The organism is Salidesulfovibrio onnuriiensis, from assembly GCF_008001235.1.
GTDB classification, from domain to species: domain Bacteria; phylum Desulfobacterota; class Desulfovibrionia; order Desulfovibrionales; family Desulfovibrionaceae; genus Pseudodesulfovibrio; species Pseudodesulfovibrio onnuriiensis.
The window spans coordinates 2,834,352-2,850,699 of sequence record NZ_CP040751.1 but is presented as its reverse complement, the minus strand read 5'-3'; the positions used below and the strand labels follow the sequence as shown (position 1 = coordinate 2,850,699).

The 16,348-nt window shown below is 61.5% G+C and carries 15 protein-coding genes; 9 read left to right on the top strand and 6 right to left on the bottom strand.

The window, feature by feature from the left end; all coding sequences use genetic code 11:
• Positions 1-12: 12 nt before the first annotated feature.
• The 3 genes from ligA to FGL65_RS13000 all read left to right on the top strand — a co-directional run bounded on the left by ligA (position 13) and on the right by FGL65_RS13000 (position 4,297).
• Entirely contained in the window at positions 13-2,040 is a 2,028-nt protein-coding gene (ligA, locus tag FGL65_RS13010; protein WP_147821608.1) for an NAD-dependent DNA ligase LigA, read from the top strand.
• Between the two features lie 40 nt (positions 2,041-2,080).
• Complete coding sequence (dapB, locus tag FGL65_RS13005) at positions 2,081-2,860, top strand: 4-hydroxy-tetrahydrodipicolinate reductase (protein WP_147821607.1); 780 nt, start codon at positions 2,081-2,083, stop codon at positions 2,858-2,860.
• Between the two features lie 90 nt (positions 2,861-2,950).
• Positions 2,951-4,297: an MATE family efflux transporter gene (locus FGL65_RS13000; RefSeq protein ID WP_250645487.1), complete on the top strand. Its 1,347-nt coding sequence runs from the start codon at positions 2,951-2,953 to the stop codon at positions 4,295-4,297.
• Positions 4,298-4,373: 76 nt separating this feature from the next.
• On the opposite strand, the gene FGL65_RS12995 is transcribed toward FGL65_RS13000, so the two are convergent.
• The 4 genes from FGL65_RS12995 to FGL65_RS12980 are packed head-to-tail and all read right to left on the bottom strand — an operon-like array spanning position 4,374 to position 8,017.
• A complete protein-coding gene (locus FGL65_RS12995) occupies positions 4,374-4,721 on the bottom strand; it encodes an Hpt domain-containing protein (RefSeq protein ID WP_147821606.1) in 348 nt (115 codons plus the stop codon).
• A 19-nt stretch (positions 4,722-4,740) separates the two neighbouring features.
• Positions 4,741-6,189 carry an RtcB family protein gene (locus tag FGL65_RS12990; RefSeq protein WP_147821605.1) on the bottom strand — a complete coding sequence of 483 codons (1,449 nt, stop codon included), beginning with the start codon at positions 6,187-6,189 and terminating at the stop codon, positions 4,741-4,743.
• 58 nt (positions 6,190-6,247) lie between these two features.
• Positions 6,248-6,679 (bottom strand): ACT domain-containing protein, encoded by a 432-nt coding sequence (locus FGL65_RS12985; RefSeq protein WP_147821604.1) that lies wholly within the window; start codon positions 6,677-6,679, stop codon positions 6,248-6,250.
• Between the two features lie 36 nt (positions 6,680-6,715).
• Positions 6,716-8,017: a phenylacetate--CoA ligase family protein gene (locus FGL65_RS12980; protein ID WP_147821603.1), complete on the bottom strand. Its 1,302-nt coding sequence runs from the start codon at positions 8,015-8,017 to the stop codon at positions 6,716-6,718.
• 336 nt (positions 8,018-8,353) lie between these two features.
• Here FGL65_RS12980 and FGL65_RS12975 point away from each other — a divergent pair, with 336 nt between their 5' ends.
• The 5 genes from FGL65_RS12975 to FGL65_RS12955 all read left to right on the top strand — a co-directional run bounded on the left by FGL65_RS12975 (position 8,354) and on the right by FGL65_RS12955 (position 12,954).
• Positions 8,354-8,932, top strand: a complete 579-nt coding sequence (locus FGL65_RS12975; RefSeq protein WP_147821602.1) for a nitroreductase family protein — start codon at positions 8,354-8,356, stop codon at positions 8,930-8,932.
• 10 nt (positions 8,933-8,942) lie between these two features.
• Positions 8,943-9,329: a ribosome silencing factor gene (gene rsfS, locus FGL65_RS12970; RefSeq protein WP_147821601.1), complete on the top strand. Its 387-nt coding sequence runs from the start codon at positions 8,943-8,945 to the stop codon at positions 9,327-9,329.
• 3 nt (positions 9,330-9,332) lie between these two features.
• Positions 9,333-10,850, top strand: a complete 1,518-nt coding sequence (gpmI, locus tag FGL65_RS12965) for a 2,3-bisphosphoglycerate-independent phosphoglycerate mutase (RefSeq protein WP_147821600.1) — start codon at positions 9,333-9,335, stop codon at positions 10,848-10,850.
• A gap of 16 nt (positions 10,851-10,866) precedes the next feature.
• Entirely contained in the window at positions 10,867-11,109 is a 243-nt protein-coding gene (locus tag FGL65_RS12960; RefSeq protein WP_147821599.1) for a hypothetical protein, read from the top strand.
• A 318-nt stretch (positions 11,110-11,427) separates the two neighbouring features.
• Entirely contained in the window at positions 11,428-12,954 is a 1,527-nt protein-coding gene (locus FGL65_RS12955) for a methyl-accepting chemotaxis protein (RefSeq protein WP_250645486.1), read from the top strand.
• Here the strand turns inward: FGL65_RS12955 and FGL65_RS12950 are convergent.
• Together FGL65_RS12950 and FGL65_RS12945 are read right to left on the bottom strand one after the other, a co-directional pair.
• Complete coding sequence (locus FGL65_RS12950) at positions 12,951-13,847, bottom strand: DMT family transporter (protein ID WP_147821597.1); 897 nt, start codon at positions 13,845-13,847, stop codon at positions 12,951-12,953. The two genes, FGL65_RS12955 and FGL65_RS12950, sit on opposite strands and share 4 nt — an antisense overlap.
• A gap of 46 nt (positions 13,848-13,893) precedes the next feature.
• Positions 13,894-14,550, bottom strand: coding sequence for an LOG family protein (locus tag FGL65_RS12945; protein WP_147821596.1), 657 nt, complete (start codon positions 14,548-14,550; stop codon positions 13,894-13,896).
• 188 nt (positions 14,551-14,738) lie between these two features.
• On the opposite strand from FGL65_RS12945, the gene FGL65_RS12940 reads away from it, so the two are divergent.
• A complete protein-coding gene (locus FGL65_RS12940) occupies positions 14,739-16,346 on the top strand; it encodes an MBL fold metallo-hydrolase RNA specificity domain-containing protein (protein ID WP_147821595.1) in 1,608 nt (535 codons plus the stop codon).
• The last annotated feature ends 2 nt before the right edge of the window (positions 16,347-16,348 follow it).

Genomic DNA, 16,348 nt, shown 5'->3' with positions numbered 1-16,348 from the left:
CAACGGACAGTTATGGCTTCTCCCGAAGTGGTGCGGCGCGTGGAAACCCTGCGCGCGGAAATCGAGCACCATAATCATCTCTATTACGTTCTCGACGAACCGCAGATACCGGATCTGGAATACGACAGCCTTTTCCGGGAACTGAAGGGTCTGGAAGAGCAGTACCCCGAGCTGGACGACCCCAACTCGCCCACCAGGCGCGTGGGCGGCGAGCCCGCCCAGGGTTTTGAGCAGTACGAACACGCCCTGCGCATGTACAGCCTGGACAACGCCATGAATACGGACGAGTGGTTCGCGTTTACGGACCGCGTTTCCAAGGGGGTGGGCCGGGACAACGTGGAATACTGGGCCGACCCCAAGATGGACGGCCTGGCCGTGGAAGTGGTCTATGAGAACGGGAAGTTTTCCCTGGCCGCCACGCGCGGGGACGGTGTCGTGGGCGAGGTGGTCAGCCACAACATGCGTACGGTCATGAACCTGCCCCTGGTGCTTCGCGGTTCCAACATCCCCACTGTGCTGGAGGTGCGGGGTGAGGTGGTCATGGGCAATGAGGATTTTGCCAGGCTCAACGAACGGCAGGCCGCCAAGGGGGAAAAGGTTTTTGCCAACCCGCGCAACGCCGCAGCCGGTTCCGTGCGCCAGCTCGACCCCAGGGTTGCTGCGGCGCGCCCCCTGCGCTTCCTGGCCTATGGCGTGGGCAGGGTGGAGGGCATGCCCGCCCTGTTTGCCTGGTCCACCCAGCAGGAGATCATGCGGGGTCTCGGCGAACTGGGGTTCGCCATCCCGCCCGAGGCCCGGCTGTGCCGGAGCAGGCAGGAGGTGGCCGAATATTTCAACGAGCTCATGGAGCGGCGCGAAACGCTGCCGTTCGAGATCGACGGGGTGGTCGCCAAGGTAAACAAGCTGGAGATGCAGCGCGCTTTGGGCTTCACTTCCCGTGCGCCGCGCTGGGCATTGGCCCTCAAGTTTCCGGCCCAGCAGGCCACCACGCGCATCCATGCCATCCGTATCCAGGTGGGCCGCACCGGCGTGCTGACCCCGGTGGCCGAACTGGTGCCGGTGCGTGTCGGCGGCGTGGAGGTTTCCCGCGCCACCCTGCACAACAAGGCCTATATCGCGGAAAACGACTTCCGCGAGGGGGATACCGTGGTCATCCAGCGGGCCGGGGACGTTATCCCCCAGGTGGTGTCCGTGGTCATGGACAAGCGCCCAGAGGGGTCCGAAGCGTATTCCTTTCCGGTGGTCTGTCCCGTCTGCCACAGCGAGGCCTACGAGGACGGCGAAGCCGTGCGTTGCTCCAACGAGAAATGTCCGGCCAAGGTGGTCAAGTGGCTGGTGCACTTCGTGTCCAAGGCCGGTCTCGATATGGAAGGAGTGGGCAAGCGCTGGGTGGAGAAGCTGGCCGACGAAGGGCGGCTGGAGAGCCCGGCGGACCTGTTCTCCCTGAGCAAGATCGATCTGCTCAAGTACGAGGGCATGGGCGACAAGTCCGCGGAAAATTTCATCAACGCCATTGAAAGGGCCCGCCAGGAAGCTCCCTTGTGGCGGCTCGTGGCCGCACTGGGCATCCGGCATGTGGGCGAACAGACCGCCCGCACCCTGGCCGACACCTTCGAGGATCTCGACGAACTGTCCAGGGCCACCCGGGAGGAGCTGCAGGACCTGCCCGACGTGGGTGGCATTGTGGCCGAGAGCATTCGGGATTTTTTTCAGAGCGAGCCCGCAATGTTGCTGCTGGAGCGGTTCAAGGCCGTGGATTTCTGGCCCCGGGGCGGCAAAGAGGCTGCCGGGGAGGCAAAGGGCTTGCCGCTTTCCGGGAAAACGTTCATCTTCACGGGAAGTCTGCCGGACATGTCCCGCAACCAGGCGCATGCCCTGGTGGAGGAGCGGGGCGGCTCGGCCGTGAAGTCCATTTCCAAGAAGGTGGACTACGTGGTTGCCGGGGAAAAGGCGGGCAGCAAGATCGCCAAGGCCGAAAAGCTGGGCCTGAACATCATTGATTTCGAGGCCTTCATGGATTTGATCCGTGAGGCCGGATAACGCGTCACCACCGCACGTTTTTATATAAGGAGTCGCCATCATGGCTACGAACGTCATCATCATGGGCGCCAACGGGCGCATGGGAGCAATGCTTGCAGGCATGGCAATGCGGGACGATGAACTCAGCCTCGTGGGTGTGTGCGAGCGCCCGGGCCATGCCCAGGGCCTGGAAATGCTCAAATGCGAGGTTGCGGACAATCTGGAGGAACTGCTTCCCAAATGCCCCGGCGCGGTGATTGTTGATTTCACCGCCCCGGAGGCCTCCGTGAAAATGGCCCGGATCGCTGCCGAACACGGGAATCCGTGCGTTGTCGGCACCACCGGCCTGACGGCTGAACAGCAGGCCGATCTGGCGCAGTCCGCCCAAAAGACCCCGGTTTTCTGGGCTCCGAACATGAGCGTCGGCGTCAACGTGCTGCTCAAGGTGCTGCCCCAACTGGTGAAGCAACTGGGCGAGGCATATGACATCGAGATTTCCGAGATCCACCACAAGATGAAGAAGGACGCGCCCAGCGGCACGGCCATCAAGCTGGGCCAGTGCCTGGCCGAGGCGCGCGGCTGGGACTACGACAACGTGAAGCAGCATTGCCGCGACGGCATCATCGGCGCGCGTCCCAAGGAAGAGATCGGCGTGCAGACCCTGCGCGGCGGCGACGTGGTGGGCGACCACACCATGTTTTTCTTCGGGCCGGGCGAGCGCATCGAGGTAACCCACCGCGCCCATTCCCGCGAGACCTTCGCCGCGGGCGCGCTACGGGCCGCCAAGTGGCTGTCCGAGCGGAAGCCCGGAAAGCTCTATGCCATGGCGGACATATTCTAAGGCCGTTCCATGGACTGAACATTGTGTTTCAGCCGGGGGAGGAACGCCTCTCCCGGCTTTCTCTTTGACCTGAAAATAAATGAGGTTGCCGTGGCAACTGTTGCGAGCGGGGAGCACGATTTCATCAAGGCCCCCAACAGGACGCTGGTGAGCATGTCCTTGCCCGTGCTCTTTTCCCTGGTGGCCGAGCCGATGACCGGCCTGGCCGACACCGCCTTTGTGGCCCGCCTCGGTTCCGAGGCCGTGGCCGCCCTGGGGATCGGGGCCATGGCCTTTTCCGCCGTGTTCTGGGTATTCAATTTCCTGGGTATCGGCACCCAGACGGAGGTGGCCCGCTTCATGGGGGCCGGGGAACGTGAAAAGGCCGCCAAGATGGGTGCCCTGGCCGTGTTCCTGTCCGTCGGCATCGGCATAGTACTCATGGTCGGCGTTTCTCCGCTGCTGCGGCCCATAGCCTTTGCCCTGGGCGGCGACGGGGCCGTGCTCGGCCTGGCCGAGGACTACATGCTTTACCGCCTGCTGGGTGCGCCCGCCGTGCTGGTGACCGTGGCCTGTTTCGGTTCCCTGCGCGGGGCCCAGGACATGCACACGCCGCTCTGGGTGGCCACGGGAATCAATGGCCTCAACGTGCTGCTCGACTGGGTGCTCATCTTTGGCTACGGCCCTGTTCCGGCCATGGGGGTCGCCGGAGCTGCCATCGCCAGTTCCATTGCCCAGTGGATCGGAGCTTTCTGGGTGCTGCTGGTGCTGTTCCGCAAGGTGGGCTTCACGTTCCACGTCAGCCTCGCGGACATGCGAAAGCTGTTCAGCATCGGCGGCGACCTGTTCATCCGCACCGGGCTTGTGCTGCTTTTCCTGTCCCTGTGCACCCGGGTGGCCAACCATGCCGGAGCCGTCGAAGGGGCGGCCTATCAGGCCATCCGCCAGTTCTTCATTTTCGCGGCCCTGTTCATGGACGCATTTGCCATCACCGGCCAAAGCCTGGTGGGTTTTTTCATCGGCCGCCAGGATGTTCGCAATGCCCGGCGCGTGGCTGTCTACACCTGCTGGTGGAGCGTCGGCACGGGCGTGGGCCTGTGTGCGGCCATGATTTTGGGCGTGGAGTGGGTGGCCTGGCTGCTGGTTCCGCCCGAGGCCCGGGCGGCCTTTGACGGAGCCTGGATTACCCTGTCCCTGATTCTTCCCGTAATGTCCCTGGCCTGCGCCACGGACGGCATTCATTGGGGCATGGGCGATTTCAAGTACCTGCGCAATGCCATGCTCGGGGCGGTCCTGGTTGCGGCTCCGGTGGTGCTCTTGTTCGACGCCCTGGGCCTGGAGAACATCCTGGTCTGGGTCTGGAGCGGCACCGGAATTTGGGCCCTGGTACGCAGCGGTTTCGGTGTGGCCCGGATCGTCCCCGGAATAGGGCGGGCGCCGCTTCGAAGGGAGATCTGATTTTGCGCAAACGAAAAGCGCCCCTCCTCAATTGCCAGAGAGGAGGGGCGCTTTTCGTTTCGCTGCGGGCGAAGCGCTAGTTGTCGGCCATGTAGTTGAACATGAACGTGTAGGCGTTGTTCATTTCGTTTTCCAGACACTGAAGATGGGTGCGGGCGGCTCCCATGTCGTTGTCCTTGGTTGCGGTTTCCAGCAGCAGGCAGCATTCGCGCACCCGCTCGGCCCCCATGGTGGCGGCACCGCCCTTGAGCGAGTGGGCGAGGTGGCGGAGCTGATCCACATCCCCAGCGTCCAAGGCGTCCTTGATCTGCTGCACCCGGTGCGGCTCCTGGCTGACAAAGACGGCGAACATCTTCTTCAGGAACGGTTTTTTCTTGGCCATCGACTCCAGAAACTGGCTGTCGATCACATCTTTTTCAGGCATATATACTTCCTCTCTCGGGTCATCCCTTCACGCAGACCAAGGGGCGGAGGCGGGCCACAGGGGCCGCCAGCCCGGCGTATCGCGCGGACGTGATGACTTCAATAATATCTTTATACGCGCCCGGCGCTTCTTCGGCAATGCCTTTGAATGAGAAACTGCGTACAAAGATCCCTTGGTGGCGGAGAGATTCTGCTATGTCTCTGCCGATAAAACGTTTTTTGGCCGCCGTCCTGCTGAGAGCTCGTCCTGCCCCGTGGCAGGCGGAGCCGAAACTGGCCTGCATGGAGCACTCGGTCCCGGCCAGGATGAAGGAGGGGGTTCCCATGCTGCCGCCCACCAGCACGGGCTGTCCTGCCGCCCGGATATCGGCCGGGAGGGATGGATGGCCGGGCGGGAAGGAACGGGTGGCTCCCTTGCGGTGCACATAGACGGTTTTCATGGCCCCGCCGCCCGTGTCGTGCTTCTCGGCCTTGCAGGTGTTGTGGGAGACATCGTAGAGCAGGTCGAGTCGCGCATTGGGGAAGGCTTCGGCAAAGGCCTGGCGCGTCAGGTGCGAGATGACCTGCCGGTTGGCCAGGGCGCAGTTGATGCCCGCGCGCATGGCTCCGAGGTAGCGTTGTCCCAGCTCCGATTCGATGGGGGCGCAGGCCAGTTCCCGGTTGGGAATGACCACTCCCATGATTTTGCGTCTTCCCTTGCGGCGGGGAGCCATTTCCTCCAGGAAGTTCGTTCCTCTCTGGTGGCCGAGCCCCCGCGAGCCGCAGTGGATGCTGACCACGGCGTCGCCTTCCCTGAGCCCGTAGCCCCCGGCCTTTTCCGCATCCAGTATCCGTTCGACCCACTGGACTTCCAGGTAGTGGTTGCCGGAACCCAGGGAACCCATCTGGTCGTGCATGCGCGCCTTGGCCTGCCTGGACACCTCGCGCGGGTCGGCTCCGGCCATGGTGCCTTTTTCCTCGCAGCGCTCCAGATCCCTGCCTACGCCGAACCCTCGACTCACCGCCCATGCGGCTCCCTTGGAGAGCATTGCGTCCATTTCGTCGCCGTCCAGGAGGATGGAGCCGCCTTTGCCCACGCCCGAGGGCACGGCCCGGAAAAGGGCCTCGGCCAGTTCCTCCTGGCGGCTCAGAATGTCGTCGCGGGTCAGGCCGGTGAGCAGGGTGCGCACTCCGCAGGCGATGTCGAAGCCCACTCCGCCGGCCGAGACCACGCCGCCGTTTTTGGGGTCGAAGGCGGCTACACCGCCGATGGGAAATCCGTATCCCTTGTGGGCGTCGGGCATGGCCATGGCGGCCCGGACAATGCCTGGCAGGCAGGCCACGTCGCGCACCTGCTGGATGGCGGCAGGGTCCATGTCCCGGATGATGGCGTGGCTGCCGTAGATGATTCCCGGAACCAGCATGTCGCCGGTTTTGGGCAGGTGCCATTCATATTCGCCGTGGCGCTGGAGTATTCCGACTGCTTTCATGGCTAATAAAAAAAAGGGAGCCGGAATCCCGGCTCCCTCTGTTTGCTTTGGGCGGCTGCTACAGGGTGTAGAGCTTTTCGCCGGGGATGATCGTGAAACCGTTTTTCTGGAGCATCTCGATGCCCTGGTCGGTCCGGTCGAAACGGAAGATGAGTACGGCGCTGTCCCCGCTCTGGGTCACAAAGGCGTACATGTATTCCACGTTGATGTCCGCTTCCTGGAGCATGGACAGGATGGCGTGCAGTCCTCCCGGCTCGTCCTTGACCTCCACGGCCACCACTGCGGTGCGGCCCACGGTGAAGCCGTTTTCCTTGAGCTTGGTCTTGGCGGTCTCGAAGTCGGAGACGATGAGCCGCAAAATGCCGAAGTCCGAGGTGTCGGCAAGGGACAGGGCGCGGATATTCACCCCGGCCTCGTTCAGGATGCGGGTGACCTCGGCCAAGCGGCCTGCGCGGTTCTCCAGAAATATGGAAAGCTGATCTACTTTCATGGCTCTCCTCGCTGTATTTTACGGGTGAATGGTTTCCTAGTCGTTGCGCTTGTCGATGATGCGCTTGGCCTTGCCGACGGAACGCTCGATCCCCTTGGGTTCCACGAGCTTCACTCGGGCCGTGACGCCGAGGAATTCCTTAATGTTCTTTTGTACCTTGGATTCAAGGCGCTGTAAATTTTTAATTTCGTCCGAGAACATGCCTTCGGTCACCTCCACGTTGACCGTGAGGGTGTCCATGTTGCCCTGGCGCTCGATGATGAGCTGGTAGTGCGGGGTCAGGCCCTCGGTCTCGATGAGGATGGATTCGATCTGGGACGGGAACACGTTCACGCCGCGGATGATGAGCATGTCGTCGCTACGGCCGGTGACGCGCTGCATGCGCGCCGTGGTGCGGCCGCATTTGCACGGGGTGACGTTGAGCGAGGTCAGGTCCCGGGTGCGGTAGCGGATCAGGGGGATGGCCTCCTTGGTCAGGGTGGTGATGACCAGTTCGCCGGTTTCGCCCGGGGGCAGCGGCTCGCCCGAGGCCGGGTCGATGATTTCCACGAGGAAGTGGTCTTCCATCATGTGCAGGCCGTCCTGCGCCTCGTGACATTCGATGCCCACGCCGGGGCCCATGATTTCGGACAGGCCGTAGATATCGATGGCGGTGATACCCAGGCGTTTTTCTATGTCCTTGCGCATTTCCTCGGTCCAGGGCTCCGCGCCCAGGATGCCGATCTTGAGAGGCAGCTCCCTGATGTCGATGCCCATCTCCTCGGCGGTCTCGGCCAGGAACAGGCTGTAGGAGGGGGTGCAGCAGATGACGGTGGGGGCGAAGTCCTTGAGCAGCATGACCTGCCTGCGGGTGGCCCCGCCGGAGACGGGGACCATGGCCGCGCCCAGGGTCTCGCCGCCGTAGTGGGCGCCCAGGCCGCCGGTGAACAGGCCGTAGCCGTATGCGTTGTGGATCATGTCCTTGGAGGTCGCCCCAGCGGCCACGAAGCAGCGGGCCATGAGATGCCCCCAGTTCTCGATGTCGCGCTTGGTGTACCCGACCACGGTCGCCTTGCCCGTGGTGCCGGAGGAGGAGTGGATGCGCACGATGTTGTCGCGGCTCACGGCGAACATGCCGAAGGGATACTGGTTGCGCAGGTCCTGCTTTTCGGTGAAGGGCAGGTGCCTCACGTCTTCCAGGCTCTTGATGTCCGCCGGCTTGATGCCCAGCTCATCAAACCGTTTTCTGTAGAACGGCACGTTGTTGTAGACCCGTTCGCACAGGTTCTTGAGCCGTTTGAGCTGGAGTTTCTCCAGGTCCTCCCTCGGCAGGGTCTCATTGTCCACATCGTAAATCATCCCGATTCCTCCTTTGATGATTCGCCAGAACTGAAATAAAAAAGGGCCACTGGCAGGATGCCCGTGGCCCTTGATCGTCGGTAATTATCCGTCTTTCCTACTCCACGAGCATCCTCATGTTAGGTCCATAAAAAAGAAAAAACGGAAGAAAAACAGTTTGATCATGCAGGGAACATGCAACAGTTGTCTCTCGGCTGTCAAGCGCGGCGTGTCTGCCCGCAGGCAGTTTTTCCCGTCATGGAGTTTTTTCGGTCAGGGTATATAATTGAAATGACGTTGCAGGCATGATCGTAATCCTTTACTAAACCTGTGTTCAACCCAAGAGGGGAGTGGAAAATGGATTTTCGCGAACTCGTCGAGAAAAATCGAAGCTATCGTCGTTTTGCCCGGCACCACCCGGTTTCCATGGATGATCTCGTGGAACTGGTGGCCCTGGCTAGACTGACGCCCTGCGCCCGCAATCTGCAGGCCCTGCGCTTCGTGCTTGTCGCCGACGAGGAGAAATGCGCCGAAGTGTTTCCGACCCTCGGCTGGGCAGGTTACCTGCCCCATTGGCCCGGTCCGGACGAGGGAGAGCGTCCCACCGGTTATGTGGTCATCTGTGTTGACCGTGAACTGACAAAGGAGGATTGGGGCGATCAGGGCATCGCGGCCCAGACCATCATGCTCGGCGCCGTTTCCATGGGATACGGCGGCTGCATGCTCGGTAGTGTCAACCGGGAAAGGCTTTCAGCCATCCTGGGTATCCCCCAAAACCATGAGATTTTGCTGGTGCTCGCCCTGGGCGTGCCCGCAGAACACGTGACCGTCGAGCCGCTTCCGGAGGACGGAAGCATCAAATATTGGCGTGATGACAAGGGCGTGCATCATGTGCCCAAACGTGATCTGAATGATTTGATCACGGCCAAATATTAGGAATGTAGCAGTGAAGAAAGAGAAGAAGTACAAAGACATTTCCAGCAGCGAAAAGGCTGCTCTCGTCTGTGAATGGCTGGATGAAAAGCAGGGCGAAGACATCGTCACCATGGATGTGGCCGGCCTTTGCTCCATCACGGAAACCATCTGCGTGGTTTCGGCCCGCAGCCTCAAGCACGGCCAGGCCCTGGCCGATTTCGTGCTTGAAAAGTGCCGGGAGGAAGGAATCGAGTTCCTCGGCATGGAAGGATACAAGCCCGGAGACTGGATCCTCGTCGATCTCAATGACATGATCATTCATGTGTTCCAGTCCGAATTGCGTGATTTTTACAATATCGAGGGCATGTGGTCCGAGGCTGAGCGCAGGAATTTCTGCGGCGAAAAGCCCAGGGAGTAACGAATGACCAAAAAGAATACGCTTCTGTTGATATTGGACGGATGGGGAATCGCCCCGGACGGCAAGGGCAACTGCGTGCGCAACGCGTCCACCCCGTTCCTGGATTCCCTTCTTGAGAAATACCCCCATACCGAGCTGCTCTGTTCGGGCCGCTCCGTGGGGCTGCCCGACGGCTTCATGGGCAACTCCGAAGTGGGGCACATGAATATCGGCGCGGGCCGCGTGGTCTACCAGGACATGACCCGCATCGACATGGCCATCGAAACCGGCTCCATCAACGAGAACCCGACCCTGGTGGACCTCATGGAAAAGGCCAAGGCCGGAAGCGGTCGCCTGCATCTCATGGGCCTCATCTCCGACGGCGGGGTGCACAGCCACCAGAACCACATTTACGCGCTTCTCAGGATGGCCAAGGAAAAGAATGTTCCCGAGGTCATCGTGCACTGCTTCATGGACGGCCGCGACACGCCGCCCGTCAGCGGCAAGGGCTATGTGGAGCAGCTCGTGGCCAAGATGGACGAGATCGGCATCGGCCGCCCCGGCGTGGTTTCCGGCCGTTACTACGCCATGGACCGCGACAAGCGCTTCGAGCGTAATGAGCTGGCTTACAAGGCCCTGGTGGAGGGCGACGTCCCGGTGAAGGCCGACGCAATCGCCGGTATCCGGGAGTCCTACGACGCCGGTGAAAATGACGAATTTATAAAGCCGTTCCTGGTGGGTGGCAAGGATGTGTGCATCAGTGACGGCGACGCGGTGTTTTTTTTCAACTTCCGCGCGGACCGAGCCCGTCAGATTTGCCGGGCCATCTTCGAGGCCGACTTTACCGAGTTCAAGCGCGGCAAGGTGCCCGCACTGGCCGGTTTCGCAACCATGACCCAGTACGAGTCCACCTTTCCGTTGCCCGTGGCCTTCCCGCCCGAAAGCTACGCCAACACCCTGGGCGAGGTTGTTTCCAGGGCCGGGCTCAAACAGCTGCGCATTGCCGAGACCGAGAAATACGCCCACGTGACCTATTTCCTCAACTGCGGCCGCGAAGAGCCCTACGAGGGCGAAGATCGCGAACTGGTGCAGTCCCCGCGCGACGTGGCCACCTACGACCTCAAGCCGCAGATGAGCGCGGACGAGGTCGCGGACAAGCTGGTGGAACGCCTGGGCAAGTACGACCTGAGCGTTTGCAACTTCGCCAACCTGGACATGGTGGGCCATACCGGCATCATCGAGGCCGCCAACCTGGCCTGCGTTACCGTGGATGCCTGCGTGGAGCGCGTGGTCACCACCATGCTGGAGCAGGGCGGCCGTGTGCTGCTTACCGCCGACCACGGCAATGCCGAGGAGATGATCGGACCGGACGGCGGCCCCCAGACCGCACACAGCACCAACCCCGTGCCGCTGGTGTACATCGAGGAAGGCGTTTCAGGCACGCTGGAGCCGGGCATCCTTGGCGATATCGCGCCCACCATCCTGTCCCTGATGGGTCTGGAAAAGCCTGCCGAAATGACGGGCAAGTGCCTGATCAAATAAAAGGAAATACGAGAACATGTCCGAAACCAAGAAGCCGTTGACTCCTGTGAAGCCCGCAGGGCTGGAAATCATCTATCTCTACCCCTGCCCGCATTGCGAGCGCGAGGTACCGCTCATTGCGCCCACGCGTCCGGCCATGGCCCAGTGCGACGCCTGCCGCAGGAATTTTCCCATCGTGCCGGTGGACGACAGGACCGTGCGTTACATCAAGCTTGTCCTCGCAGGAGGAAAGGCGAGCATCGACCCTGATTTTCTCTAGGGTTGGCGCAAGAAGGTTGAACGGGCCGTCCGAAAGGGCGGCCTTTTTTTATGGTGAATTTGGCCTTGCTTTTGCTTTGTCGTCCCTGTCGCTTACGCATGTTCAGCAATAGTGGAGGTTGTGATGGCAAAAAGTATGGCAGTATTTTGTTTTACTATTTCAGTGTGTTCCGTGCTTGGGGCGCTCTTTTTCTGGAGCGGGGGAAGCTTGGTTGCGGCCTCGGTAGGCCCGGAGCCGGAAGTTACAAATATGTCCATGAGCTTGGCGGGGGGAGTATTCATATTTGTTGCGGCGGCATTGTTTTTGGCCGTGTTTTTCATGAGCCGGAGGGCTGTCCGGCAATACCGTCTCGTGGAATCGCTGGTGGAGACGGTCGCGGCTGGCGAAAGTCCGGTTTTGCAGAAGAAAGAGATTCCTGCCGGGATGTTTGACAAGGCCGTTGCCGGAATTCACCGAATTGTTAAACGGCTGACGGCGACGGACGGGACCTTGGTGGCGAGCCTGGAGCAGTGCGAGGCCGCGCAGGCCGAGACCCTGCGGCTTCGGACGGAGATGGAGGAAGTGCGGAGCAAGGCGGAAAGCACCCGTTGCCAGGGGCTTCTTTCCGCCGCCCAGACCCTCAATGAGGTCATTGGCGGTGTGCGCGGTGAATCCGGTAGGGTGGGCGAGGCGTCCGCCAGGGCGCGCACCGGTGCGCAGGAGCAGCAGAAATGCATTGGCGAGGCCGCGACCGCCATGGAACAGATGAACGCCTCTGTGAGTGAAACCGCCTCCAGCGCCCACGCCGCGTCAGAGGCTGCGGAAAAGGCCATGGGCCGCGCCCGGACCGGGGCCGATATCGTGGCGCAAACCCTGGAATCGATCCGCACCGCCTCAGGAAGCTCGCGCGAGCTGACGGACCGTGTGGCGCGGCTGGGCAGGCAGGCCGAGGGCATCGGCCGCATCATGGGGGTGATCTCCGATATTGCGGACCAGACCAATCTGCTGGCGCTCAACGCCGCCATCGAGGCGGCCCGGGCCGGGGACGCCGGACGCGGATTCGCGGTGGTGGCCGACGAGGTGCGCAAGCTGGCGGAGAAGACCATGGAGGCCACCAGGGACGTGGGCGTGGAGATTCAGACCATTCAGAGCGAGGTGGAGCGGACCGTGAAGGGCGTGGAGCACATGGCCGATGTCGCTGATTCGGCGGCGTTGCAGGCCGAGGCTTCGGGGTCCGCGTTGGAGGATATTGTCGCCCATGCGGGAGAAAGCGCCGACCGCATTCGTGAGATCGCCACCGCTGCCTCGCAGCAATCCGCCGCCAGCGAGGCCATTACCCGCACCATCACGGAGGTGAATGCCATTTCCGAATCCACCGGGGGACAGATGCGCGATTCCGACGCGGCGGTTTCCGTGCTCGGGGAACGCCTGGATGACCTATCCGCACTGGTGGAGGCCTTTGAGCTGGTGGGCAACGGTCGGGTTCAGGAAGTTCTCGAGGATATCATCGGCGCGCCGGGATTTGTCGATCTTGAGCGGGGATACATGGAATCGGTGCTCAAGGCTGCGGTGCGCAAGCATGCCTTCCTCGAATTGCTGTATGTGACCGACGCCAAGGGGCGCCAGGTGGTCAGCAACATAGGCGGTGAGGTTATGGAGTATTCCGAGGACAGGGGGGCCCACGGCTCGGATTGGGCCGGAAGGCCGTGGTTCGACGGGGCCGTGGAAAGCGGCACCTACTACGTGTCCGATGTTTATGTATCCTCGGCATCCGGCGGCAAGTGCATAACGGTTTCCACCCCAGTCCGGGATTCCCGGGGCGTGAGCCTCGGTGTTCTGGCCGCGGATGTCAGGCTGGAGTCCTAGCGTTTTCGGGAAGCGGTCTGCATGAGCGCATTGCCCGCTATGATGAATGCAAGCCCTGCAATGGTGGAGAGGCGGATTTCCTCGCCCACTATGAAGTGGATGAAGACCAGGGAGAGGAACGGCGCAAGGAAGATCAGGTTGGCCACTCGCGCGGTGCCGCCGCCGTCCGGGCCTGCGGCGTACTTGAGCGCCGTGAGCCAGAGGGCAAAGGAGACGCCCATTTCGAAGATGCCCACATAGGACGCTCCCAGGGCGGCCCGCCAGGTCAGGGAGGGCAGTTCGGAAAAGATCAGCGTGGCCGCCAGGACGCAGGGCAGGCCGAACAGGAAGTTGAGCAGCAGGCCCGCCACGGGGTCGCCCTTGCTCCGGGTGTTGTATATCCAGTACAGCGCCCAGATGATCGTGCTGGCCAGCGCCAGGGCCACGCCGCTCATGCTGCTGAAATGCAGGCCCGTGAGTTCTCCGTGGGTGGAGATGGTCAGTACGCCGAGGTAGCTGACGAGAATGGCGATGAATTCGCGCAGGGAAAGTCTTTGCCCCAGCAGGGGCACCGAGAGCAGGCTCAGGGTGATGGCCCAGGTGAAGTTGATGGGCTGCGCTTCCTGGGCCGGGAGCAGGGCATAGGCCTTGAACAGTACCGCGTAATACAGGAACGGGTTGAGCACGCCCAGGATCGCGGCCCGCAGGATTTCCCTGTTGGGCATGCGCAGGGTCCGGAGTTTTCCCTGTGCCGCGAGAATGGCGAAGAGCGCGCCGATGGAAACGACGTTGGCGCAGAGCAGCAGTTGCAGCGGGTCGAGATGCTTGAGGGCGATTTTGAAGGCCGTGGCCACGGTGGACCAGATCAGGACCGTGCACAGGCCGTAGGTCAGGGCTTTGCTGCGGTTGGTCAAGGGGGCTCCGGAAAGGGCCCGCTTCGGAAGAAGCGGGCCTGTGTGTTTAGAGGACCACGTGACGCTTGATGTGGTTCACGGCTTCCTTGATGTCGTCGGTGACAAGGAACAGGTCCAGGTCTTCCACGTTGCAGAACTTGCTGGTCACCATGCTGTTCTTGAACCAGTCGATGAGTCCGCTCCAGTACTCGGTGCCCAACAGTACGATGGGGAACGGGCGGATGCGCTTGGTCTGGATGAGCACCAGCGCCTCGGAGAGTTCGTCCAGGGTGCCGTAGCCGCCGGGCAGGGCCACGTAGGCCATGGCATACTTGATGAACATGAGCTTGCGGATGAAGAAGTAGCGGAAGTCGCAGCGCACATCCATGTAGTCGTTGTTGTGCTGTTCCAGGGGCAGGTGGATGTGCAGGCCCACGGATTGGCCGCCAGCCTCCTTGGCGCCCTTGTTGCCCGCCTCCATGAGGCCGGGGCCGCCGCCGGTGATGACCGTGAATCCGGCGTTCGCCAGTTCCGCGGAAAGTTCCTCGGTCTGCTTGTAGAGCGGCTCGTCGGGCTTGACCCTGGCCGACCCGAAGACCGACACGGCCGGGCCGATGTCGCTCAGGGTTTCGAAGCCGTCCACGATTTCGGACATGATCTTGAACAGCCGCCAGGACTCCTGCATGGAGAGGTCATCGATGAGGTACTGCTTGGAATTGTGCATTCATGCTCCTTGGTTGAGGTGGCGGGGCCTGTTTGCGCAGGTGCTATCAGGATGTTGCCTGATTCGCTTTTATGTTGCATGTTGTTGTCAGGGAAGAGTGAATCCCTGTAAGCTATCAATACACTTATTTTTTCCCGACCGGAAGCTGATTATTTCGGAAACGGGGCGGGAAAACCTTGGAGCAGTCTATGAAAGTAACATTTCTTGGAGCGGCCCGAACTGTCAGTGGTTCCTGTTATATTCTCGAACATGAAGGCAAACGTTTTGCCGTGGACTGCGGCATGCACCAGGGGAACGCGGAAATAGAAACCCGCAATGAAAACTACCAGGCGTATGACGCGAAGAACATTGATTTTGTTCTCGTGACCCATGCGCATATCGACCATAGCGGGCTGCTGCCCGCCCTGGTTTCTCGAGGATACAAGAACCCCATCTATTGCACGGCGCCCACCAGGGATCTTCTGGAGATCATGCTGCTTGACAGCGGGCACATCCAGGAAATGGAAGCCGAATGGGAAAACGAAAGGGCGAAGCGCAAGGGGCAGCAGGTTGTCAGCCCCCTGTACACCACCAGCGACGCCGAGCGGACCATCCCGCTGCTGGCGACCGTCGAATACGGCAAATCCTTCGAGCCCGTGCCGGGCATCAAGGTCAGGTATTGCGACGCCGGGCACATTCTCGGTTCGGCCTTTATCGAGCTTGAATATTACCAGGACGGCAAGCCCACCAAGATCGTTTTTTCCGGCGACCTGGGCCGCCCCGAGCAGCTCATCGTGCAGGATCCGGAGGAAGTCGAGAGAACGGACTATCTTTTCCTGGAGTCCACCTACGGCAGCCGCAACCACAAAGACGCCGAGAACAGCCTCAACGACCTGGCCGAGGCCATTAAGTACTGCCATCAGAACAAGGGCAAGGTGGTCATTCCCGCCTTTGCCGTGGAACGTTCGCAGCAGATCATCTATTCCCTGTTCCTGCTGCGCAAGCAGGGCAAGCTGCCCGAGGACATGCCCATCTACCTGGACAGTCCCCTGGCCATCCGCGCCACGGAAATCTTCCGCAAGCATCCAGAGTTCTTCGACAAGGAGACCCAGGCCTTCATCAACAAGGGCGAACATCCCCTGGATCTTCCCAACCTGCACTTCACGGAAAGCAGGGAACAGTCCCAAGCGATCAACGAGCGTCATGAATCGGCCATCATCATCTCGGCCAGCGGCATGGCCAACGCGGGCCGCATCAAGCACCACCTGCGCCACAACCTCTGGAAGCCCAACTGCTGCGTGGTCTTTGTCGGCTGGCAGGGCGTGGGTACTCCCGGACGCAAGATCGTCAACGGCGCACGAAAGGTGCGCATCTTCGGCGAGGATGTGGCCGTCAAGGCAAAGGTCGTGACCATCAACGGTTTTTCCGGTCACGCGGGTCAGGCCGAGATGCTCGAATGGCTCGAGACCCTTCGCAACACGCCGGTCAAGATCGTGCTGGTGCACGGCGAGGCCGAGGGCCAGAAGGTCTTTGCGGATGTCATCCGGGAGCGTTTCGGTTTCGATGTCCATATCCCGGAATACATGGAAGAGCTCGAACTCGAACCGGGCAAGGACTTCGAACCCGTGGTGGATATGGCCGTTGCGCGTCCCCGCGTGGACTGGGATTTCCTGCTCAGGGATTCCGACCATTTGCTCGAGGAGCTCAAGGCACGCATCACCTCCATTCAGGAACGCGCCTGGGTGGACCAGGTGGAAGCCCGCGACCGGCTGTTGGACCTGAACCGATCCCTGTCGGAGTTCATTTCGGAACTGTAGGA

Bases quoted from the DNA above. Each gene is read 5' to 3' on its own strand.
- FGL65_RS12955 (WP_250645486.1), top strand. From the start codon at position 11,428: ATGAGCCGGAGGGCTGTCCGGCAATACCGTCTCGTGGAATCGCTGGTG.
- FGL65_RS12995 (WP_147821606.1), bottom strand. From the start codon at position 4,721: ATGCCTGAAAAAGATGTGATCGACAGCCAGTTTCTGGAGTCGATGGCC.
- FGL65_RS12960 (WP_147821599.1), top strand. From the start codon at position 10,867: ATGTCCGAAACCAAGAAGCCGTTGACTCCTGTGAAGCCCGCAGGGCTG.
- FGL65_RS12980 (WP_147821603.1), bottom strand. From the start codon at position 8,017: ATGATTTACGATGTGGACAATGAGACCCTGCCGAGGGAGGACCTGGAG.
- FGL65_RS12945 (WP_147821596.1), bottom strand. From the start codon at position 14,550: ATGCACAATTCCAAGCAGTACCTCATCGATGACCTCTCCATGCAGGAG.
- FGL65_RS12985 (WP_147821604.1), bottom strand. From the start codon at position 6,679: ATGAAAGTAGATCAGCTTTCCATATTTCTGGAGAACCGCGCAGGCCGC.
- FGL65_RS12990 (WP_147821605.1), bottom strand. From the start codon at position 6,189: ATGAAAGCAGTCGGAATACTCCAGCGCCACGGCGAATATGAATGGCAC.
- FGL65_RS12975 (WP_147821602.1), top strand. From the start codon at position 8,354: ATGGATTTTCGCGAACTCGTCGAGAAAAATCGAAGCTATCGTCGTTTT.
- FGL65_RS12940 (WP_147821595.1), top strand. From the start codon at position 14,739: ATGAAAGTAACATTTCTTGGAGCGGCCCGAACTGTCAGTGGTTCCTGT.
- gpmI (WP_147821600.1), top strand. From the start codon at position 9,333: ATGACCAAAAAGAATACGCTTCTGTTGATATTGGACGGATGGGGAATC.
- ligA (WP_147821608.1), top strand. From the start codon at position 13: ATGGCTTCTCCCGAAGTGGTGCGGCGCGTGGAAACCCTGCGCGCGGAA.
- dapB (WP_147821607.1), top strand. From the start codon at position 2,081: ATGGCTACGAACGTCATCATCATGGGCGCCAACGGGCGCATGGGAGCA.